This window comes from Enterococcus sp. DIV0546 (genome assembly GCF_051712785.1).
Taxonomy (GTDB): Bacteria; Bacillota; Bacilli; order Lactobacillales; family Enterococcaceae; genus Enterococcus; species Enterococcus faecalis.
On sequence record NZ_JBIOPO010000001.1, the window covers coordinates 1543861 to 1566410 of the forward strand.

General features: G+C 38.5%; 19 protein-coding genes. 2 read left to right on the forward strand and 17 right to left on the reverse strand.

The genetic code is table 11. The annotated features are described in order from the left end of the window. Position 1: 1 nt before the first annotated feature. The 8 genes from purF to IGJ24_RS07625 all read right to left on the reverse strand — a co-directional run bounded on the left by purF (position 2) and on the right by IGJ24_RS07625 (position 8083). Entirely contained in the window at positions 2-1441 is a 1440-nt protein-coding gene (purF, locus tag IGJ24_RS07590) for an amidophosphoribosyltransferase (protein WP_289865424.1), read from the reverse strand. Continuing rightward, a complete protein-coding gene (purL, locus tag IGJ24_RS07595) occupies positions 1417-3636 on the reverse strand; it encodes a phosphoribosylformylglycinamidine synthase subunit PurL (RefSeq protein ID WP_010824716.1) in 2220 nt (739 codons plus the stop codon). Before purL ends, purF begins: the two co-directional genes overlap by 25 nt. Then, the gene (gene purQ / locus IGJ24_RS07600) at positions 3633-4307 is read right to left on the reverse strand and encodes a phosphoribosylformylglycinamidine synthase subunit PurQ (protein WP_010824717.1); all 675 of its coding nucleotides are present in this window, start codon (positions 4305-4307) and stop codon (positions 3633-3635) included. Before purQ ends, purL begins: the two co-directional genes overlap by 4 nt. Next, positions 4308-4559 (reverse strand): phosphoribosylformylglycinamidine synthase subunit PurS, encoded by a 252-nt coding sequence (gene purS, locus IGJ24_RS07605; protein ID WP_002357271.1) that lies wholly within the window; start codon positions 4557-4559, stop codon positions 4308-4310. It abuts the gene before it with no gap. Positions 4560-4572: 13 nt separating this feature from the next. Continuing rightward, entirely contained in the window at positions 4573-5286 is a 714-nt protein-coding gene (gene purC, locus IGJ24_RS07610; RefSeq protein WP_289865423.1) for a phosphoribosylaminoimidazolesuccinocarboxamide synthase, read from the reverse strand. Positions 5287-5438: 152 nt separating this feature from the next. Continuing rightward, positions 5439-6563, reverse strand: a complete 1125-nt coding sequence (gene purK / locus IGJ24_RS07615; RefSeq protein ID WP_010824719.1) for a 5-(carboxyamino)imidazole ribonucleotide synthase — start codon at positions 6561-6563, stop codon at positions 5439-5441. Then, positions 6556-7044 (reverse strand): 5-(carboxyamino)imidazole ribonucleotide mutase, encoded by a 489-nt coding sequence (purE, locus tag IGJ24_RS07620; protein WP_010824720.1) that lies wholly within the window; start codon positions 7042-7044, stop codon positions 6556-6558. Before purE ends, purK begins: the two co-directional genes overlap by 8 nt. A 172-nt stretch (positions 7045-7216) precedes the next feature. Beyond that, on the reverse strand, positions 7217-8083 hold the full coding sequence (locus tag IGJ24_RS07625) for an SPFH domain-containing protein (protein WP_002366818.1): 867 nt from the start codon (positions 8081-8083) through the stop codon (positions 7217-7219). Between the two features lie 149 nt (positions 8084-8232). Between IGJ24_RS07625 and IGJ24_RS07630 the strand changes: the two genes are divergently transcribed. After that, positions 8233-9108 (forward strand): NAD(P)H-hydrate dehydratase, encoded by an 876-nt coding sequence (locus IGJ24_RS07630; RefSeq protein WP_289865422.1) that lies wholly within the window; start codon positions 8233-8235, stop codon positions 9106-9108. Between the two features lie 97 nt (positions 9109-9205). Here the strand turns inward: IGJ24_RS07630 and IGJ24_RS07635 are convergent, their stop codons facing one another. From IGJ24_RS07635 to IGJ24_RS07660, 6 genes are all read right to left on the reverse strand, one after another. Next, on the reverse strand, positions 9206-10846 hold the full coding sequence (locus tag IGJ24_RS07635; RefSeq protein ID WP_002369267.1) for a peptide ABC transporter substrate-binding protein: 1641 nt from the start codon (positions 10844-10846) through the stop codon (positions 9206-9208). A 61-nt stretch (positions 10847-10907) separates the two neighbouring features. Then, the gene (locus tag IGJ24_RS07640) at positions 10908-11228 is read right to left on the reverse strand and encodes a cupin domain-containing protein (protein ID WP_289865421.1); all 321 of its coding nucleotides are present in this window, start codon (positions 11226-11228) and stop codon (positions 10908-10910) included. 199 nt (positions 11229-11427) lie between these two features. Further along, positions 11428-12564 carry an RNA-guided endonuclease InsQ/TnpB family protein gene (locus IGJ24_RS07645; RefSeq protein ID WP_129194025.1) on the reverse strand — a complete coding sequence of 379 codons (1137 nt, stop codon included), beginning with the start codon at positions 12562-12564 and terminating at the stop codon, positions 11428-11430. Then, complete coding sequence (locus IGJ24_RS07650; protein ID WP_129194047.1) at positions 12527-13168, reverse strand: IS607 family transposase; 642 nt, start codon at positions 13166-13168, stop codon at positions 12527-12529. Before IGJ24_RS07650 ends, IGJ24_RS07645 begins: the two co-directional genes overlap by 38 nt. A gap of 215 nt (positions 13169-13383) precedes the next feature. Next, complete coding sequence (locus IGJ24_RS07655; protein ID WP_002366823.1) at positions 13384-14403, reverse strand: branched-chain amino acid aminotransferase; 1020 nt, start codon at positions 14401-14403, stop codon at positions 13384-13386. A gap of 190 nt (positions 14404-14593) precedes the next feature. After that, positions 14594-15046, reverse strand: a complete 453-nt coding sequence (locus IGJ24_RS07660) for a DUF2188 domain-containing protein (RefSeq protein WP_002374668.1) — start codon at positions 15044-15046, stop codon at positions 14594-14596. A gap of 178 nt (positions 15047-15224) precedes the next feature. Between IGJ24_RS07660 and IGJ24_RS07665 the strand changes: the two genes are divergently transcribed. Further along, the gene (locus IGJ24_RS07665; RefSeq protein ID WP_002381806.1) at positions 15225-15836 is read left to right on the forward strand and encodes a hypothetical protein; all 612 of its coding nucleotides are present in this window, start codon (positions 15225-15227) and stop codon (positions 15834-15836) included. 46 nt (positions 15837-15882) lie between these two features. Here the strand turns inward: IGJ24_RS07665 and IGJ24_RS07670 are convergent, their stop codons facing one another. The 3 genes from IGJ24_RS07670 to IGJ24_RS07680 all read right to left on the reverse strand — a co-directional run bounded on the left by IGJ24_RS07670 (position 15883) and on the right by IGJ24_RS07680 (position 22409). Continuing rightward, positions 15883-16527, reverse strand: coding sequence for a DUF998 domain-containing protein (locus IGJ24_RS07670; RefSeq protein WP_016616304.1), 645 nt, complete (start codon positions 16525-16527; stop codon positions 15883-15885). A gap of 120 nt (positions 16528-16647) precedes the next feature. Further along, positions 16648-17802: an AI-2E family transporter gene (locus tag IGJ24_RS07675; protein WP_129194027.1), complete on the reverse strand. Its 1155-nt coding sequence runs from the start codon at positions 17800-17802 to the stop codon at positions 16648-16650. A 632-nt stretch (positions 17803-18434) separates the two neighbouring features. Further along, positions 18435-22409: an endo-alpha-N-acetylgalactosaminidase family protein gene (locus tag IGJ24_RS07680; protein WP_289865420.1), complete on the reverse strand. Its 3975-nt coding sequence runs from the start codon at positions 22407-22409 to the stop codon at positions 18435-18437. Between the last annotated feature and the right edge of the window lie 141 nt (positions 22410-22550).

The window sequence follows — 22550 nt, forward strand, 5'->3', positions numbered from 1 at the left end:
GTCAATTCCTCCTAGTTTCTTTTTTCAAGGATGCTTGATATTGTTCTTCATAATCATACAAAGGCGTTGGATAGTCTCCATTAAAGTAAGCCATACACAGCCCAGAATAAGGAGCATCATAATTTAATTGAATCCCATCAATCAGCCCTGCTTCACTCAAAAAAGCCAGCGAATCTGCGCCAATCTGCTCTTTGATCTCTTCAATTGAATAGTTTGCCGCAATTAGTTCGTCCCTTGTCTGTATATCAATGCCATAAAAACACGGATATTTTAATGGCGGTGAAGCAATTCTGACATGAACTTCTTGCGCTTCTGCTTCTTTTAATAAATGGATAATGCGCCGAATAGTGGTTCCGCGAACAATCGAATCATCTACTAAAACGACTTTTTTTCCTTTGACTACGCCACGAACTGCCGATAGTTTCATACGGACACCTTGTTCTCTTAATTCTTGTGTCGGCTGGATGAACGTTCGAGCGACATATTGATTTTTTACTAAACCTAGTTCGTAAGGTATCTGTGCTTCTTCTGCATAGCCGCTAGCTGCAGACAATGACGAGTTCGGTACCCCAATTACCATATCAGCTGCGACTGGACTTTCGATCGCCAAGTTCTTTCCCATTCTTTTACGAGCTGTATGCACATTAACTCCAGCAATATTTGAATCTGGCCGTGCAAAATAAATATATTCCATTGCACAAATTGCCGGTTGGACTTCCGTAGTGAAAACCTCTATTTTCAAGCCTTCATCAGAAATGATGACTACTTCACCAGGCGCCACATCTTGAATAAAGCGAGCCCCAACTGTTTCTAATGCACACGTTTCGGATGTCACAACGTACGCCCCATTGTTCATTTGTCCGATGGAGAGAGGGCGAAAGCCGTTGGGATCCAGTGCAGCAATCATCATCGTTTCTGTTAATAAAAGATAAGCAAAGCCACCCTTAACCAAATTCAAGCTCTCTTTTAATTTATCGAGAAACGAGGCAGCAGTGCTTTTTCGAATCAAGTGCATTAAAATTTCAGTGTCTGAATTGGAATGAAAAATAGCTCCTTCTCTTTCTAGTTGTTTTCGTAAACGCTTGGCATTTGTCAAATTGCCATTGTGTGCTAACCCAATTTGACTATCATAAAATTTAAATAAAAATGGCTGAATATTATCCACGCTACCCGTACCAGCGGTTGCATAGCGTACATGACCAATAGCCGCCGTTCCTTCTAACGCATTCAGTTGTTCTTGCTTTTGGAATACTTCTGCTAATAAACCTAAATCACGATGGCCATCTAATTTCCCAGAATTGTTCGCCACAATTCCCGCGCCTTCTTGGCCTCGATGCTGTAAGCTGTGTAAGCCAAAATAGGTCACTTGTGCCGCATCAGGATGACCCCAAATACCAAAAATACCACACTCTTCATTTAAGCTTTTTGCTTCATAAGACATGGAATCGCATCCTCCCATAAGGCTTTGGCTTCTTTTGTTGAACAATTGATCACATCATCTAACGCATGAATGACCAAACCAGTTTCAGTCACTTTCCCAATATGTTGGGCTTTTTTTCCGATAAGTGTTTCAAACGCTTCTTGATGCTGGGGACTAACTGAAAGAATAAAACGGGATTGCGTCTCCGCAAATAGATATTCTTTTGTTAATGGCAGTGTCACCTGTAGCCCCAGTTCGTTAGCAAAAGCCGACTCGGCTAAAGCAACGGCAACGCCGCCTTCAGCGCAATCATGCGCGCTAGCAACTAGGCCTGCTTGAATTGCTTTTAAAACTAATTCTTGGTTTGCTTTTTCCTCTTTTAAATCAAATGAGCGTAATTGCCCTTCAATTCGACCCAGTTGCATTTTTTGAATTTCTGAGCCGTTAAAATCTGCGTGGGTTTCACCGATGAGATAAATTAAGTCATCAACTTGTTTAAACGCTTGTGTGGTAATTTGTGAAACATCTTCAATCACGCCCACCATGCCAATCATTGGCGTTGGATAAATGGCTTGACCATCTGTTTCATTGTAAAGAGAGACGTTCCCTGAAATCACGGGTGTTCCTAGCTGACGGCAGGCTGCGGCGATTCCATCCGCCGACGTCCATAATTCCCAAAAACTTTCTGGTTTATCTGGGGAACCATAATTCAAGCAATCAGTGATAGCCAAAGGTTGTGCTCCACTTGCTACAATATTACGGGCTGCTTCTGCAACCGCAATTTGCCCACCAATTTCAGGATTTAAATACAAATAACGGCTATTACAATCTGTCGTCATCGCTAAGGCTTTATTGGTGCCTCGCACTCTTAAAACAGCTGCATCACTTCCTGGTTGCACCACTGTATTCGTTTGTACTTGACTATCATAGGTTTCGTAAACTGATTTTTTTGATGCAATCGTTGGCTGTTGCAATAGGCGTTTTAATAATTCCGTACTATTCGTAATTTCTGGAATGAAGGGCGCTAATTTTTTAAAAGCACGCATCCGCTCTGGTTCTTGATAGGCTTTCTGGTAGACAGGGGCTTCTTCTGCCAAAGCATCTACTGGTACATCTGCGACTATTTTGCCACTGTGAAAGACACGATACTGTCCATCATCTGTTACGGAGCCAATCGCTACCGCTTCTAAGTCATACGTTTGAAACAATTCACAAACTTGCTGTTCTGCTCCTTTTTCCACACAGATTAACATCCGCTCTTGGGACTCAGACAAGAGCATTTCATAGGGGCTCATCTGCGTCTCTCTCTGCGGAACTTTATCTAGCTCTAGAATCAAGCCTGAACCTGCTTTTGATGCCATTTCAGCACTTGAAGAAACCAAGCCAGCCGCCCCCATATCTTGGATGCCGATTAAAATATCTTGATGATTTTTGATTAAATCAAGACAAGCTTCCAATAATAATTTTTCCATAAACGGATCACCTACTTGTACCGCAGATCGTTGCTGTTCTTCACCTTCACTAAATTCTTCTGAAGCAAAGGTCGCACCATGAATTCCATCTCGTCCTGTTTTCGCACCTACGTAAAGAATGCTATTTCCGACGCCTTTTGCTTGGCCTTTTTGAATCTCATCATGACGAATCAATCCCACACACATAGCATTAACAAGTGGGTTTCCTTGATAACATGGCTCAAAAGCAATTTCGCCGCCAACGGTTGGAATACCAATACAATTTCCATAACCGCTAATCCCCGCCACAACTTCTTGAAACAAATAACGTGTTCGTGCATCCGTCAGTTCGCCAAATCTTAGCGAATCCAGTAAAGCAATCGGCCGCGCCCCCATACTGAAAATATCGCGAATAATTCCACCAACGCCTGTAGCTGCTCCTTCGTAAGGTTCTACTGCAGAAGGATGATTATGGCTCTCTGCTTTAAAAACAACAGCTAATCCGTCACCAATATCGACAATCCCAGCTCCTTCACCAGGGCCTTGAAGCACTTGTGGCCCTTCCGTCGGAAACTTTTTTAAAACAGGCTTGGAATTTTTGTAAGAGCAATGTTCACTCCACATCACGGAGAATAAGCCAGTTTCTGTATAATTAGGTTCTCTTTGCAAAATGGTCTCAATCTGATGATATTCTTCATCTGTTAGTCCCCATTCTGCATACAACCGTGTCTCCTTGATTTCTTTTGGTGTTGGTTCATTCATCATTGGCTTAATTCCTTTCCAAAGTTTTTAATGATTGAAGCAAAAAAGCTGCGCCCATCTGTTGAACCTAACAATTCTTCCATCGCTCGTTCCGGATGAGGCATCATTCCTAGAACATTGCCCTGTTCATTACAAATACCAGCAATATTCGCAAGACTACCGTTCACCTTTTCTTGATACGTAAAAACAATTTGGTTCTTTTCTTTCAGCTCTTGCAACGTTTTTTCATCACAATAGTAATTCCCTTCGCCATGTGCTACTGGTAAATGTATCGAAACATTTTCAGGATACTCGCTTGTAAACTTTGTGTGCGTATTCACTTTCAATGGGACACTTTTACAAATAAAACGAAGCGAATCATTTCTTAACAACGTACCAGGAAGCAAGCCAATTTCTGTTAAAATTTGAAAGCCATTACAAGTACCAAAAACCATTTTGCCTTCTGTAGCAAAGCGAATCACCTCATTGATAATTGGCGAAAACCGAGCAATTGCACCACAACGTAAGTAATCGCCATAAGAAAAACCACCAGGCAACAATACGCCATCAAATTTTGCTAAAGAAGTGGCATCGTGTCGGACAAATTCTGCATCGATGCCCATCACCTCTTTGACAGCCCACAATAAGTCTGCATCACAATTGGATCCTGGAAAAACAATCACTGCCAATTTCATTTAAATTTCCTCCAAAGATAAAATTTCAAAACGATAGGATTCCATATTTACATTGGCTAATAGTTGATCACAAATTTGTTCAATTTTCTCTTCAATTGCTTCTGTCTGCTGGACGTGCATTTCAAAATACTTACCGACACGGATTTCGGCTACTTCTGTAAAACCAAGCCGATGGACTGCTTCCTTAACCGCTTCACCTTGGGGATCCAAAATTGATTCTTTATACGTAACATAGACTTTGACAAAATACATACGCGCTTCCTCCTCAATTAGCTGTTAGTAAACGTTGTAAAACTTCTTCATATACAGGAACTATTTCTCCTAATTCACGGCGATAAACATCTTTATCCAGATGTTCGTTTGTGTTTAAATCCCATAGACGACAGGTGTCTGGAGAAATTTCATCTGCCAGTAACAATTGATTGGCCTTCGTCCGACCAATCTCGATTTTAAAATCGATCAAACAAATATTGAGGCGTTGAAAGAGTTGACTAAGCGCCTGATTAATTTGTAAAGCCAATGCTTTAATCTCCACAATTTCAGCAGGAGTGGCTACTTTTAGAAATTGAATATGTTCTTCGTTAATAAAAGGATCATCCAGACGATCTTCTTTGTAATAAAATTCAATAATGGGCGTCACTAATTTAGTGCCCTCTTCAATCGCTAAACGTTTTGAAAAACTTCCTGCCGCATAATTACGTACGACAACTTCCAAAGGAATCATTTCTACGGCCTGAATTAATTGTTCGTGTTCAGATACTTTTTTGATAAAATGATTGGGAATCTTCTGTTGCTGTAAATGTTCAAAAATTAGACTAGTGATTTGATTATTCAAAGCGCCTTTCCCAAGAACTTTGTCTTTTTTTTGACCGTTTAAAGCTGTTGCTTGATCAAGATATTCCACAAAAAGAACCGCTGCATTTTCTGTTTGATACAAATTCTTCGCTTTTCCTGTATACACAAGTGCTTTCTTTTCCATTCTTTCCCTCTTCTCGTTAGCTTCATGAACCCTATTCTTTCTAAGTCAGCTGATTTACATCAGACAAAAACTTACATTAGTTACAAAAAAAACAATAATCGTTCGTGTTTGTCGAATGTAAAAATAAAAAACTTGCTTGGATCAAGCATTTATTAAGTTACGTTCCAAATACCAACAGTCTCAATTTCCTTTAACGTTTCTGATAAGCAAGGTGTTGTAATGGTGACGTGGCCCATTTTTCTGCCCACTTTTGATTCGGCTTTTCCATAGTAATGGACTTGCCAAGTGGGTTTTGACGTGCATAACTGGTAGCTTTTTTCTAAGTGTTCGCCTAGGAGATTTACCATAACCACTGGTTGAAGTAACTGGGGTAACCCAATGCCCCAATTGCTAATCCCTCGAATATGCGCATCAAATTGACTAAATGAGCAAGCTTCAATAGAGTAATGACCTGAGTTATGAGGCCGTGGCGCTAATTCATTGACGTACAACTCTTCTGAATCCGTTAAAAACAGTTCGATAGCTAAAACCCCAGATAAATTTAATTCCTCAGCAATGTGTTGCGCCAATTCCGCTGCTTTTTGTTGCACATTCTCAGAAATTCGAGCTGGCACAATTGATTCATGCAAGATATTCTTTCGATGAATGTTTTCAGATACAGGAAAGCTTTGGTAACCATGCTTATTCCCTGCAACGATGATTGAAAGTTCTTTAGTGAAAGGCACCCACTTTTCTAATTCACAAGTGGCGTTAGCTAATAATTCAGTCGCTTGGAAGAAATCCTCTGCGCATTTTAAGACGATCTGTCCTTTTCCATCGTATCCACCTTGAATAGTTTTTAAGACACATGGAAAACCAATCTTTTCTATTGCTTGTGGCAGCTCTTTCTGGCTTTTTACTTCCGCAAAAGGGGCAATCTTACAGCCAATCGATTGAAGAAACGTTTTTTCAAGCAATCGATTTTGAGTAATTTTTAACAATTCTGTTCCTTGTGGCAGCTTTTCTAGTGGAATGGCCTTTTCTAGGGAGGCCGCTTCAATATTTTCAAATTCATAGGTGATCACATCGCATAACTCTGCTAGTTCAGTTAAAGCAGAGGGCTGATTAAAGGCTGCCACAATTTGACGGTCAGCTACTTGACCAGCTGGACTATCAGGCGTCGGGTCCAACACAATCATTTGGAAACCCATTTTTTTACCACTCATGACTAGCATTCGCCCTAACTGTCCCCCGCCTATAATGCCAATAGTTGCTCCGACTTTTAAAGGTTTATTCAAGTTGTTCCCCACTTTCCATAACCGCTTTTTCCACTGATTGTCGTCTTGCTTGGATTCTTTCTGCTAACTGTAAATCATCAATACTTAGTATTTCTGCAGCTAATAACCCAGCATTGATAGCACCTGCTGAGCCAATCGCAGTTGTTGCTACAGGAACTCCCCCTGGCATCTGCACAATAGACAACAGTGAATCAATACCGTTTAATGTTCGTGTTTTAACTGGAACACCAATGACAGGTAAGGTTGTCTTTGCAGCTACCATCCCTGGTAAATGGGCCGCTCCACCAGCCCCAGCGATAATAACCTTCAATCCTTTTGTTCGTGATTCCTCTGCAAAACGAAACATCAAATCAGGGGTCCTATGTGCTGATATCACTCGTTTTTCATAAGTAATTTTCAACTCTTCCAACACAAGACAAGTAGCTTTCATCGTTGCCCAGTCTGAGGTACTTCCCATAATCACAGCGACTAATGGTTTCATGAATGTAATAACTCCTTCCGCCTTTTTTCACTGTTATTCTAACAATGAGAAAAAGAGATGTCAAAGAAAAACCGAAATATTATAGATTAAAATTATATAATGTTCGTGTTTATCAAAAAAAGAGTCATCGGAAAGATGACTCTTTTTTGCTATTTTTAGCGTTGCTTCCTCTTTAAGAAGAAACGTCGCCTGTATTAATAACTGGTTGTGTGCCTTTATCAGTAATGATTGAGACTAATAAATTATTAATAAGTTGTACTTTTCGTTCATCGGTAAAATTAATTTCTTGCCCTTCTTCGATCTGTTCTAAGGCCATTTGTGTCATGCTTACCGCACCTTCAACAATTGTTTGTCGAGCCGCTAAGATTGCTTTTGCTTGCTGTCTTTGCAACATGGAGCTAGCAATTTCAGTTGCATAAGCTAAATGATTCAACCGTGTTTCGATAACCTCTACACCAGCCACTGCTAAGCGTTCTTGCAATTCTTTGGTTAACTCCTCGGAAATTTGTTCGGTATTTCCTCGCAGAGTTACATCATTATCTGAAAAAGTGTCATAAGGATATTGTGTTGCTACATGCCGGATTGCCGTTTCACTTTGAATTTCCACAAAGTCTTGATAATAATCGACATTAAATAACGCCTTAGCTGTATCGACTACCCGAAAAACGATGACCGCAGAGATTTCGATTGGATTCCCGTCAGAGTCATTGACTTTTAATAAAGAACTATTGAAATTCCGTACTTTCAAAGAAATGTTCATTTTTTGCGTAAATGGAATGGTAATAAACAACCCATTTTCTTTAATCGTACCTAAGTAACGACCAAAAAATAAAATAGCTTTCGCCTGGTTGGGACTAACAATAGTTAAGGAACTTAAAAATAAAATAGCCCCAATTAACAAAATAATACCTAAAACAACAAGAACTCCATTGGTATGACTCGCTCCATAAATAAATAAACCAATTCCCGCAATTAAAATAACTAATAAGCTCGCAATTCCTACGTAGCCACTCATATAAAATGTTTTTTTCTCTTCCATCTGTTTCACTCTCCTAACTCATTTATCTGGTCCTTATTATACACCTCATTGCCTTCAATAGAGTAACTTTTAACATTAAATAAACTGATTTTTTTGGTGCTCTTGTAGTATACTGAGAACAAAGAAATCCCAAGAAAAGGAGTGATAGAATGCGCTATTTAAGCAAGGACATTTTAGAGAAAGTCATCACTCAACGTCCCTCCGACTCTTATAAAAGCAATTTTGGGCGTGTCGTATTAATCGGAGGAAACCGTCAATATGGCGGAGCCATCATCATGAGTACCGAAGCGTGTATCAATAGTGGCGCTGGTCTCACCACTGTGATTACTGATGTTAAAAACCACGGGCCTTTACATGCAAGATGCCCAGAAGCGATGGTCGTGGGCTTTGAAGAAACAGTCCTTCTGACGAACGTCGTAGAGCAAGCGGATGTTATTTTAATTGGTCCAGGTTTAGGCTTAGATGCTACTGCACAACAAATATTAAAGATGGTACTCGCCCAACATCAAAAACAACAATGGTTAATTATCGATGGCTCAGCAATTACCCTGTTTAGCCAAGGCAATTTTTCCCTTACCTATCCTGAAAAAGTTGTTTTCACACCTCATCAAATGGAATGGCAACGTTTGAGTCACTTACCTATCGAGCAACAAACACTGGCAAATAACCAGCGCCAACAAGCAAAATTAGGCAGTACGATTGTTTTAAAAAGTCATCGCACCACAATTTTCCACGCAGGAGAACCTTTTCAAAATACAGGCGGCAACCCTGGGATGGCTACTGGCGGAACTGGGGATACCTTGGCTGGCATCATTGCTGGTTTTTTAGCTCAGTTTAAGCCGACAATTGAAACCATTGCTGGCGCCGTCTACTTACACAGTCTCATTGGTGATGATTTGGCCAAAACCGACTATGTTGTTTTACCAACGAAGATTAGTCAAGCCTTGCCGACATATATGAAAAAATATGCCCAGCCCCACACTGCACCTGATTTTGAACTATTAGAACAGAAGCGTTCGAGATAAAACCCGAAAAGGCTAAATGGTGACAAATTTTGGGTTAAAAAGCAGGATTTAAGCCTGGTCCGAAAATCAAAAGCGATTTTCAGCCCAGGCTCTCTTTTTATTTTTCCTTATAAACATTTTTTAACGTTAATGGAGCGCCAAAGGTATGAAAATTCAAGCCTTTGACTTTATCATTTTGCAGGACTGTTTGTTCATTTTGGCTAAGTGGAATCATGCCAGCAGTCGTTTCAATCACTTCTTTTTCAGCTGCAATCAGTGTCGCCCATCTTTTTTCTGGCTCTAAGGCATAGGTTGTGGCTGCTTCATCTAATAATTTGTCATAGACAGGGTTCTGATAATTGCGATCATTGCCCTTGTATAAAGTCATCAGGGTAGAAATAGGGTCTTGATAGTCTGGTGTCCAGTAAATTAAGAATAAATCATAGTCACTTTCTCGCCCAAAGTTCAATGCAGCTTCAGTCGGCAATGCGGTTAGCTCTATTGTCAAACCAGGAAACAATTCTTGTAGCGAGCCTTGCAAACTTTCACCAATTTTTTTGTAAGAACCATCATCTGTTACCATCAATTCAACGTTAACCTTTTCTCCTAATTCTGCTTGTGCTTTTTTCCAATAACTTTGCGCTTTTTCTTTGTTATAAACCATTAAATTACCTGCTTCTTGACGAAAATCGAGACCCGTTGTGGGATTCGCCACAAAGCCTTCCGTAATCGCACCATGTAGCGCTTTAGAACCATCTGCAATAATATTATTGACTAGATTTTCTTTATCTATTCCTAAAGCCAATGCTTTACGCAGGTTTTCGTTTGCAAGCGGCGTTGCTTGCCCTTTCCGTTTTTGATTTAAGCGCAAATAGTTCATTGTCGCTGTTGGATACGAATGATACAACGTATTATTTTTATTCTGTTGCGCCAGTTCACCACTTAGTGTAGCCACATCTAATTGTCCATCTTCAAAAAGATTCAATGCAGTAGATGTTTCTTTGATAACCGTATAATTGATAATGTCTGAGCGCACGTTCTGGTGATCCCAATAGCGATTATTTTTTGCTAGTTGCCAGTCCATCTTTGTTTGCTGCCAATCTTTTACCACAAACGGGCCATTATAGACGACTTTATCGCTAGCAGTTCCATAGTCCGCACCAAATTGTTCGACTACTTTTTGATTTTGCGGGAAAAATGTAGGAAAAGCTAACAAGGACGTAAAGTACGGTTTTGGCTCTTTGAGCGTCACCTTTAATGTATAATCATCCACAGCTGTGACACCAAGTTCATTGGGTGCTAATTTTCCCGCTGAGATTTCTGCACCATTTTGAATTGTTTCAACGATGAGGAAGCTATAAACAAATCCGTTTTTAGGATCAATCATTTTTTTCCAAGCATATTCAAAATCATGTGCTGTGACAGGATCATCGTTACTCCAAACCGCTTCTTTTCTCAAAGAAATCGTGTAGGTTTTTCCATCTTCTGAAATCATCGGCAATGCTTTTGCTACGGCTGGTACCAATTGGTCTTGTTCATCTAAACTATATAACCCTTCAAACGCTGCAGTTTGGACAATAGCATCTGGAAAATCCAATAATACAGAGGTGTTGAGCGTTGTTAATTCCGAGGGTGACATCAGTTGAACGGCTTCTTTGGTATTTTTCTGTTTCTTTTTATTTTCATTTTTATTGGTACACCCAGCTAAAAATCCTACCAATAAAATACAAACCATTGTGATTTTTAAATACTTTTTCATCTTCTTTCTCCTATAACTCTTCATTTTTTATGCTTTTACTTACAGAAAGACAGCTCCCCTTTTATTCTGTCCTTTCCACAAGCATCCAGACAACGACCGCCGGCTCCAACCCATTATTATAATTAATGTGCCCCTCACCAGCTTCAATTAATTGGGCTTGTCCAGCTTTTCCGACTAAGTCTTGACCATCTTCTAAAATCGTATGTGCTTCGCCAGAAATCACATAAGAATATTCATCCTGTTCATGGCAAGCATATCCAGCTAAAGGCCGTTTTTCACCAGGTTGTAATGTAATAATGCCCATTTGAACTTGTGCATTTGGTTGGTTTTCTTTATCAAAAAAAATCGTCATTTCTTCTGATTCTGCTGATTTAATAAGCAATAGCTTTCCCGTTGCCAAAAATCTATAAATATTTCTAACCAACTATAAAAGTTGTCAGATTTATGTTTATTTCCTGTTTCTACGTGTCCGATTTTGCCACTTGCTCGCTACTCTCGTTTGCTATAACACTCCGCAGGCGTTAATTCGGATACAACGAATCCTACATATCTACGTTTCTGTTTCAGTAGAAGCTCGTAGATTACGCACTATAACTTGCTAAATTCAGACTTGCATTATAATCTCTATCCGCTGTATATCCGCATTCTTCACAGTAATAGGTACGGTCAGACAGTTTTAAGTCTACTTTTTTGTGTCCACATTCGTGACACAATTTAGAACTTGGATAGAACTTATCAGCTTCCACTAATTCAATACCATAATCTTCACACTTGTACTGGAGTTGGCTTTTGAACTCGTAGAATTTTTGTTGTGCAACTGATTTTGCTAAGTGCTTATTTTTCATCATGCCTTTTGCATTCAAGGTTTCTACAACGATTTTCGATGGCTTGGTTTTCACTATCTCCGTTGTTGTTTGATGTAAATGGTTCTGACGAATATTCGCTAGTTTTCGATGTGTATGTCGAATTTCTCTTTCTAATTTATAGATGTTACAAGTTTTGGCGAATCGGTTTCCCTCCTTATTCATATCGTATTTTCGTGAGACTTTACGCTGTAACCGACGTAATCGTTTCTCAATCTTCTTTACTTTTCCTGTTTTATTAATATTCTTGTAGACTCTGCCATTAGAAACAATCGCTAAATCTTTGATACCTAGGTCAATTCCAATAATTTCACCTGTTAAGCTCTGCGCTGGTTGTACTTCATCAATGCCAACTGATACATACCAATACTTTCCATCAAAGCTAATTCGTGGATTAAAACACTTCGTATTCACCGGCAACTTTTCACTTGTCTTTACCCAACCAATTTTTTCAAGTAAGACCGATTTATGTTTTACTTTCAGTTTGATATTGTCATTATAAAAAGCTGGTTTCGACTTCTTTCTTGCCTTGAATCGTGGCTTTTCAGCCTTTAAACGACTTTTACCTGTCATACCATCAAACCACTTTTTATAGGCGTTACAAGCATCTTTTACGGCTTGTTTAGCAATATTATTGGATACATTGTTTAACCAAGCATACTTAGGACATTGCTTCATTTTTGTGATGTGCTTTCGTAAATCGTTGTTACTGATGAACTTTCCGCCAAACCGATGGTTCATTTCTTGCATTTTTAACGTCCAATTGAAAATCCATCGTGCAGTACCAGACGATTGCCATAGTTGCTTTTCTTGTTCTTCAGTCGGGCGCAACCTTACTTTTTTCGCTCGTATCATCTTCCATCAACTCCTTAATCATCTTCTTAGCTTTATTCGCTCGTTTTCCTTGTAATCGGCAACTAAAAACTGTGACAATCTGGATTAAGTCCTCGACTAGTTCCTGTTCCTCAATCTTTTCTGTATTGTCAATGATTTCTATTTCTGTACCATATTTATTACAAAGATTTTCAATAAGTTCATAACCAAATCGGATTAAACGGTCTTTGTGCAGAATCACTACCTTGTTTATTTCGCCATTAGTAATTCTATTGATTAATTGATTTAATCCTTTTTTATTGTAGTTGATTCCACTACCAATATCTTGAATAATGTCAAATTGATACCCTCGTGCAATCATGTAAGTCTTAACGTTCTCAATTTGACGTTCTAAATCGTCTTTTTGCTTATTTGAACTTACTCTACAATAACCTATAGTTATCCGATTTGGTTTCTTTCTTCCAGTGATTCCTAAGAATTGATTTCGTTGTTCTTCAGAATAATAACGAGTGCCACCTTTCGAAACATGAGCAGGTTTCAATTCCCCTTTTTTATCCCAATTTCTCAATGTTTGTGGCGTTACACCTATTTGTTTTCCAAATTCCCCTATCGAATACATAGTCATCATCTTCACCTCAACATGATTATCCCATATATCGATATTCATAATAATATATTTATAGATATTTATACATTATCATTAACTGTTGTCACCCTCCTTTTTTAAATCTTGTATCTTCCATTATTCCTTTAAATAGTATTAAAGTCAATCTTTTTATAGAAAATTCTGAATATTCTACACAAAAAAAAGAGAGCATGAATTCTCTCTTTTTTGTCTCTTTAAACTTTTACAATCCAGCCTTCTGGCGCTTCTTTGTCACCAAACTGTATGCCAACCAGTTCATCATATAGTTGCTTAGTCACTGGTCCAACTTCCGTTTCACTATAAAATACATGGAAATCTGTACCATTTTGAATCCCACCGATAGGAGAAATAATCGCCGCTGTGCCACAAGCACCCGCTTCGGAGAAGTCCGCTAATCGATCAATGTAAACATCTCCTTCAAGCGCCGTCATCCCTAAACGTTCTTTTGCTAGCGTCAATAATGAATATTTAGTAATACTTGGTAAAATAGACGCTGATTTCGGCGTAATAAAAGTACCATCTTTGGTTATGCCAAAGAAATTAGCTGCACCAACTTCTTCAATTTTCGTATGCGTATACGGATCTAAATAAATACAATCACTAAATTCTTTCTCATGTGCTTCTGCACCTGGTAAAAGACTAGCTGCATAATTGCCCCCCACTTTAGCGGCCCCAGTTCCTCGACCCGCCGCTCGATCATAGTCAGAAACAATAAAGTTGGTTGGTGCTAAACCATTTTTAAAATACGAACCAACTGGCACGCAAAAAATAGAAAAAATGTATTCTTTGGCAGGTGCTACACCAATATTATCGCCGACACCAATCATATAAGGGCGAAGATACAACGTACCGCCCGTTCCATATGGCGGTAAATAAGCAAGGTTGGCTTTCACCACTTCTTGACATGCAGAAACAAAGGTTTCTACTGGTACTTGTGGCATCAGTAGACGCGCACAACTTTTTTGTAGTCGTTTGGCATTTTCATCTGGACGAAACAAATTGACAGAACCATCTGCACATTGATACGCTTTTAATCCTTCAAAACATTGTTGGCCATAATGTAGAGCAGGCGAACCTTCACTAATCGTTAACTGATTGTTATCTGTTAGCGTGCCTTCTTCCCACTTGCCATCTCGCCAATAACTAATATAACGAAAGGGCGTTTTAATGTAAGAAAATCCTAAATTATTCCAATCAAGATTGGCTTTTTCCATTGTCGTAGCACCTCAATTATTTTGATTTTTTATCTTAATTAGTGTAATTGTACCCACCAAAAACTAGAAAAGCAAGTCTTATTCTCATTCTTAACTTTTGTTATTTTTTCTTACTTGTCCATTTCTCCCTCGCAAAAAAACCTTGATAACCGTTTCTTGAATTGCAACGGAATATCAAGGTTTCGAAAAATTATTCAGTATACTCTTTGGTTTCTTGTAACGTACCATCTTGCTTATAGATTTTCAGCTTTGTTTGTTTATTCCGAGCAATTTCTTGAGCTCGTTCAACCGCCTCTTGTTTGTGGGTAAATGTATTGCTTGCTTTTTCAGCGCTGTCTGAAATCACCAACCATTGGTCGTCTTTATATTTAACGTTGACAGCCGCCGTTAATAATTTTCCAGCATGTTTATCCTGTTTATGCGAATCTTGTTTCGTAGGATTTGCTTCATGTTCGAAGGCCTTTTTGTCTGCTGCACTTGCCTCTTGATACCATTTCTCCGCTTGACTAATCGCAATTGGAATGGCACGATCATCAGGGTAGCCATCCGCAAGCAACGCATTGCCAATATCTATCGCTTTTTTCCGAATCAAAGGTGCTAAATTTTTCATTGATGTAGGATAATCATTCATATTCCAAGGCATCAAAATCTCCTCCTTAAATTCTGTCTATTACTAGCTTACTACAGAAAAGGAACATTTGAAAAAGAAATGATTACTTTGAATATTTCCTGAACATTCTTGAGAGAATAAACCTAATTTCCCGTTGGCCAAACTTCTCAATCTTTGTGTGTATGATTACTCATTTCCCTTTGAATCAGTTATGATAAAGGAAGAAATAAATAAATTTTTTGGAGGGATTTTCATGAAAATGTCTAAAGTACTCACCACTGTTTTGACGGCAACTGCTGCTCTTGTGCTGCTTAGTGCTTGTTCATCTGATAAAAAAACAGATAGTAGTTCTAGTAGCAAAGAAACAGCTAATTCAAGTACAGAAGTAGTCTCTGGTGCTTCAATTAGTGCCAAGCCTGAAGAGCTCGAAATGGCGTTAAGTGATAAAGGAAATTGGATTGTCGCAGCTACTGACAATGTCACTTTTGATAACGAGGTAACAGTTGCTGGTACTTTCCATGATAAGGGGAAAGATTCCAACGATGTCTATCGTAAATTAGCGCTTTATTCTCAAGATGATAATAAAAAAGTAACTGCTGAATATGAAATCACGGTTCCTAAGCTAATCGTTTCTTCTGAAAATTTCAACATCGTTCACGGGACTGTCAAAGGTGATATTGAGGTGAAAGCAAATGGCTTTACTTTAAATGGTACCAAAGTTAATGGCAATATTACTTTTGATAAACAAGAATACAAAGATTCTGCTGACTTAGAAAAAGATGGTGCCACTGTTACTGGTGAAGTCACCGTAGCCAATAATTAAGTTATTACCAGACAATTTTAACTAGTAAAAAACCAATGACAAATGTTCAATCAAATTTGTCATTGGTTTTAGTTTGTAAACACAGTGCCAGCATTGGTAGATAATTACAAAATGAACTCACTCTTTGCCATAAGCCTAAATAATTAAATGGTTTTACCTGTTGTAGCTGTGGAATCCTTGCTAAGCCATATAAGCCGGCTGCAAGCATACATAAAATAAACAAAAAGCCAAAAAGGTTTTTATTTTTTTGCGAACCGTCTTTACTATAGATAATGGTTAAGACGCCTGATAATAACAAAAAGCCTGTATAACCGACTGCTGATCCTCCGTTATGAAGCGCGGCAGCAACTGTGCCAGCGCTTGAAGTGTCTACGCTGAAGAGCCCACTGAAAATACAATCAAATAAACCATAAGCGCCAATCATTGCCACTACTAACCAAGCACCTTTTTTCGTTTTTCTGGAAAAAATAGCATATATCCTAGGTAAACTTGCTAACATCAACATTCCCGCAATGATAGTTAACCGATTAAAGTTTTCCCTAACTGGACTATTCACATCACCTAATAAGCTAATTACTTCTGTCAATTGATTGTAACCTTGATCTTTGAATCCGACATAATAAGGTGTAAAAAAATCAAGTAAGACCCCTAAAACTAAAAAATAGCCGCCATATTTTTTTAAAAACTGCATCTATTCACCTCAATTTTGATTTTCTATTTACTTCAAGTATAGCATACCAAAAATTCCAAATAATGAAACTTTCTTTTCCACTAAAAAACTTTTCGTCAGCGCGAGACGAAAAGTTTTACTTTAGGATTCAATAGAATCTACAATCTTATCATTTTCTTTTGATTCATTTAGCCACTCCGAGACAATAATTTTAATGATTGCAGCAACAGGAACTGCTAAAAACATCCCTAAGACGCCGAAGTACGCTCCCCCAATCGTGATTGAAACAATAATTAAAATCGGATTGACATTTAGGGCATCTCCCATAATTCGAGGACCAATAATATTGCCGTCAATTTGTTGTAAAAATAATAAAACTAGTAACACCGTAATTGCTTGAGTAACACCACCCGTGAAAAGCGTAATCACACCAGCAACAATTGACGCAAAAATCGAACCAAAATAAGGAATCATATTACAAATACCTAATAAAATCCCCAAAGTCACAGCAAATTTCACATTTAAAATACTTAACAAAATCGTTGATGAAACGCCAATTATACAAGCATCAAGAAATTGGCAACTGATAAATTTATAGAAAATTTTATTCGTTGTATTTAACCAGGTTTGTGTTTGCTTGTACACTTTTTCAGACAGCAATTTGTGGGCAGCCTTTTCAACAAATGTCAAAATAGATTGCTTAAATACCAGCGCATATATTGAGATAATCAACGTCAAAAATGCATTTAAAAAGAATGAAGAAACATTTTTAGTCAACGTTCCTAATGAAAACAACGCTTGTGTCCATTGATTTAAAAAACGTTCTGGCGACAAATCTTTAAGGACACTATTTAAATATTTTTCAATCGCGGCTGTTTTTAAAATCCCTTTATCTTCTAAACTCATCACAAACTGAACCATGTGATCATAAAAAGTGGGTAAAGAGTTTGCTAAATCTACTAAATTACTAATGAGTAGCGGAACGATATAGTTTAATGTCAAAACAAAAATAAACAAAATAATCAGGTACAAAAGGAGTACGCTCAAGCCGTGTTTCGCTTTTTTAACGACTGGTAAAGGAACTCTTTCTAGTAATCCCTCGATTTTTTTCTGACTTCCACTCAATAAATAAGCAATCACAAACCCAGTAATGAATGGGGATAAGATGCCTAATAAACCCGAAACACTATGGACAAAGTGCTGATAATTCGTGATTAATAAATAGCCAACAATCAGCGCCATTACAAATAAAAAGCGGACAACCCAGTAATTCCAATCAACATTGTATTTCTTCAATCACTTCACCTCTAAATAAATTATGCCTATCATTGTAATTGTAAACGATTTGTGGCAAAAGGCAAGTTTGTCCATTCGTTCTTGATGAAATACACAAAGAAGCCTGACACTTTAAAAAATGTGTCTGTTTATTCTGCAGTATAAAAATGAGGCACTAGACCTTGCTTCTTCTCATAAAAGAAGTAGAGCGTGGGACAAAAATCACTTTGGATTTTTGCTTCACGCTCAAAAACTGATAAACGGCGGGAACAGAAGCAACACTACGCGTTGCCCCGATCTCAACAACTTCTAAGGTGTTTTCTCGACATGCGTCTCGTCACAGTACAGCCTTCAAAAGAGCTACAGCTCTAAGAGTTGCGATGTTTCACTGTGAAGCATGAACAGATGAAATCATCGTACCTACTTGGTGAAGGTCCTTCGGAAATAAGCCGAAATTGTTGAGAATCACGAAGAACGTAGTGATTCGATGATGAACAATACCTACTTGGTCTCCAAAAATTATAGAACAATTTCCGGAAATTCCTTCTTATTGCTGAGAAACACTATTTGCAAAGCAAATAGATGTTGAACAGTACCTACTTGGTTCTCGGAGTTAAACACTTCTGTCCCGACCTCTTCTAGATAGACTAAATTTATTTTTTTGATTCCACTGTGACCGTATAGTTATCCATAATGAAATCTTTATCGGCACCTGTTGTAAAAATACCAAACGTAGTATTTCCTGAAGCATCCCCAATTATTTCTGCTTCATAATGCTTGGTTTGACCATCTGCTGCTGTCGAAGTCAACTCACCGACTGGCTTAAAGTCATTGCTATTTTTCAACTCCCCATTAATGGTCCCAGCAGTAAAGACATTTTCACCATCAGTTTGATAATCAAATTGGACCGTATATTTCTTGTTCGGTTCAAATTTAATATTTTGCGGAATTGTTTGAAGCATCAAACCTGCTCCTTGTTTATGGGCTTTCAAGGACCAGTTGCCTTCTAATACATCTGAAACAAGGTTTCCATTCCAACCATATTGTGTGTAAGGTTCATTTTTTTCTGATAAATGAATCCGTGGATCTTCTACACCACCAGCTGAGCCTTTAACGAAAGGATATAATCCAACTGCTTGTGTGTCTTCAAAATCTTGCTTAATAACTGTTTGTTTGTCTGGGTTCATGATATCCGTTTGACGCTCAACAATTCGTAAATCATCAAATTTTGTAACGGAATTGCCTTTATCAACCGCTAACGTCACCGAGCCTTTTTTGGCATTATCTGGGATTTCAAAATCAATTCGCATATTTTGCATATACTGCGGATTTTTCCTGCTTGTATGGTTAATATCTGCCTGAATATAGTTTTGGGCAACCGAATTATTCACTGTCCGCGTATATTTTTTACCACCAATTTTAACAGTTACTGTGGCTTTGCGATCATGTGTTTCTGTGTTTAGATACAAACTATATTTTCCTGGTTTAGGAAGATTGATGTCTTGTTTGATTTCGGTTCTTTCTTTTTCTGAACTAAAGACATAATCACCGTTAGCATCTTTTTTAACCTCTCCATCACCTCGGAAAACTTTCCAGTTATTTTTCAAGGTATTGGCTTCATTAAATCCAGGATCTTTAAATGGTGTTCCTGTTCCAAATGTCATCGGTTCAATACTGTCAGGTTCAGCAATGACATACGGCGTATTAGCCTCGGCTTGGATGGTCACTTGGTTATTTGTAGTGGCAATTGCGCCTTTGTCAATACGCCCTTGATCTGTTAATTCATATAAATGTAAATTCGTTTTTCCTTGCATTTTCTTATCCAATGACCAAGTGCTGGTACCGCCTTTTTGATTCCAGTGATATAGTTTGTCTTGACCATTGACATTCCAAGGCAGTAGATACGCATCACCTTTTAGAACTTCTGTCTCATTTAACGTAATGCTTCTTGGCGAATTAGCATCTGCTTGAGTAACGGTCACTTTTTCAGCACCGTTCGCTAATTTAATCGTGCCATAGATTTGACCATCTTCTGCTGTTGTAGTTTCCCAATTCGTAATTTGGTAATGTTGTAAGAACTTAGTTGGGACATTAATGGCAAAAGTTTTTTGGCGATAGGTATTAAAATTGGTTTTACCCACCCAACCTTCATGGGCTTCAAATTCAGCTCCACCTAACAAAGGGTTGTCGGAAATAATCCAAGTGTCTTTTTGGTGATTCCGAATAAAACGAACGATTGTACTGTTAAAGCCTTTCGTTGTTGTACCGCCGTAATCTTTTTCTGCAGACCAATGGTTCCAAACCGAGTCATACTCTAAAGCATTCGGAAATTCATTGGTTGTAAACCAACCGAGTGAATTAATTTCTTTACTTAGTTGACGACTTGCCCAACCTGATTCGCCTTGGTTGCCCCAAACATCAACATAAATATAATCTAGATTCGGTGCTTTTTGTTTTAATTCTTTAAAGCGCTCATAGCGACGACCACTCAATGCATCGGGTCTTTGTTTAATAAAATAAGACGGATCTAACCAATCCCAGCCACGCTTCGTTGGATCAACTAATTCCTCATTAAATCCTTTTGCTTCTGGGTAAGACTCGGTGTCATTAATATGCACACCGAAAACGGCATTTAATTTATGGCCTTCATCAATTAATTGATTCAACGCTTGTTCCCCGCCAGGTCGCTGACCAATAGCACCGTAATCTGGATGCGCAGAATCATGTCCTTCATTTTGATACCCTTTTAGTAAATTCATTTGTCCTAATCCATCTGTTAAATTGTAAATGCGTTTTGATTCGTCTAACGTCACTAAGAATGGGTTTGTCGCCTGACTAGCAAAGTTAAAAGGAATCCGTTGGTTGACTAATTCAGGGACTTTTTCCGCGCCCATTGGGTTATTCATAATTGAACGGAACCCAATTGCCGCATCTTGCCAATCCACCCGCTTGTCGTCATTGCTATCTTTTGAGAATTTAACTTTCACTTCTGGCGTTTCCCCAGTTGTGTAATCTTCCGGTGCATCAAATGGTCGATAGGTCCATGCCCCACTTGACAAGGTTGTTACAAAACCAGTCGCCGCTTCTTTTGTTTGTTTATGGATTCGATTGTTGTCACTACCATCGACAGAGCCGTCTCCATAGGCGTTCGTCCAAAAACTTGCAGCATAATTCGCCGTATTTAAGAAACCATACATATATTTTTTCGTTTCTTCTTGGCTTGTTGTAGTTAAATCTTGGATAGTATCACCATTTTTATTTCCGTTATTTGCATTTGTCCCAGTATTCATCACAACGCCAGCAAAAGTCGCCCCTTCATCTGTACTATTGACAGAAATCAAGCCTTGATTTGGAATTGAAATTGTGTGTATTTTGGTTCCTTCTTCACGAATATCTGAGAGTTTCATAGCTAATTCTTGGCCTTCGGAAACAGTCAATGTCGTTGTGAAACGCAGACCAATTTCTGGGACAGCTACGTTATAAACGGCTTGATTTGCTTCACTCTTTTGTTTTTCAGCAGTTGCTTTATATGCTTTGCCATCAATCATTACTTGGTCAATTTTCTCGTGTTGGCCATTAAAAATCACTTGATTACTCTGAGGGTCTTCGTAACGAATAATTCGTGGAAATTGTGGGTCAACCACGGCTGTTAAATCTGCAGAAGAGATTTTGTCGCCTTTTTCAGCTTCATTGTCTTTAGCAACAACAATGCTGGCTTTTGCTTTGATGTTTGTATTTTCCAAAGTACCGTCGACTTCAAAAGTTCCTGGTTCTTTGTATGCATCAGGATCGATTTCATCCCAACGGACTGCTTCATTGGCTTCTTTACCAGTATTATAGGTCACTTTTACTTGTTTCGGTAATTTTGGTGCGACACCAATTTTTGTAAAAACTTTGACTGGCGCAATTTGTGTCACTTCTGGCACAATTTCCGGAATGCTATCTACGGGGCCATTTTTAAAATAGTCATAACTGACAATTTTTTTGTCGTACCACAAACGGACACCCACATGTCCGGCTTCTGTTGGAATTTTGTCTCCATTGGCTAAAACAGGTTCTCCTTCGTAAATCAACGTGGTGTTAAGCCAGATAGTAATTTTTTCACCAACATAACGTACTTTCAACAAATAATTCGTATCTTCATTTAACGTTGGCCCAGAAATCGAATCATTCCACGAATTAGGGCTTTCAACTAACCATTTGCCATTCGCGTTATAGCCTACAAAAACCCAGCTATCTTTGGTATTACCACGAATAATCACACCCGTTCGACCGTTTCCAGCAGTGTATTTAAACTTTGTTTCTACTTCACCATCAGCTAATTTAGGGGAATCTAAATTTAAAGATACGGCATTATTACCTGCTGCTGCATCTCGTGAAATCGCCAATGACTCTCCTGCTAATTCTCGATTTGTTTTACCAATCACATCTTGCCACTCACCAATTTTCCCTCCTGGAAAATCAGATTGCCACAATTTTTCTTCTGTTGCGGTAGGTTCCACCATTGATGAGCTTGTTTCAGTGCTGCTGTTTGTTGTTTCTTCTGCAGACGTACTTAATGGTACTAAAATCGTTGCGCTTGCCAATAGTGTCAATGTACTAAATCGTTTTATTTTTCCATGTTTCATCTGATAAATCAGCCCCCTAACATTTTTGAACACGCTTTCATCATTAACAATTAAAGGGGCGTTCCAAAAATAAATTCTTTTATTTTTGGAACGTCCATCTCTAAATCATTCTCTTAAAAACTTTGATTACTTACGACAACA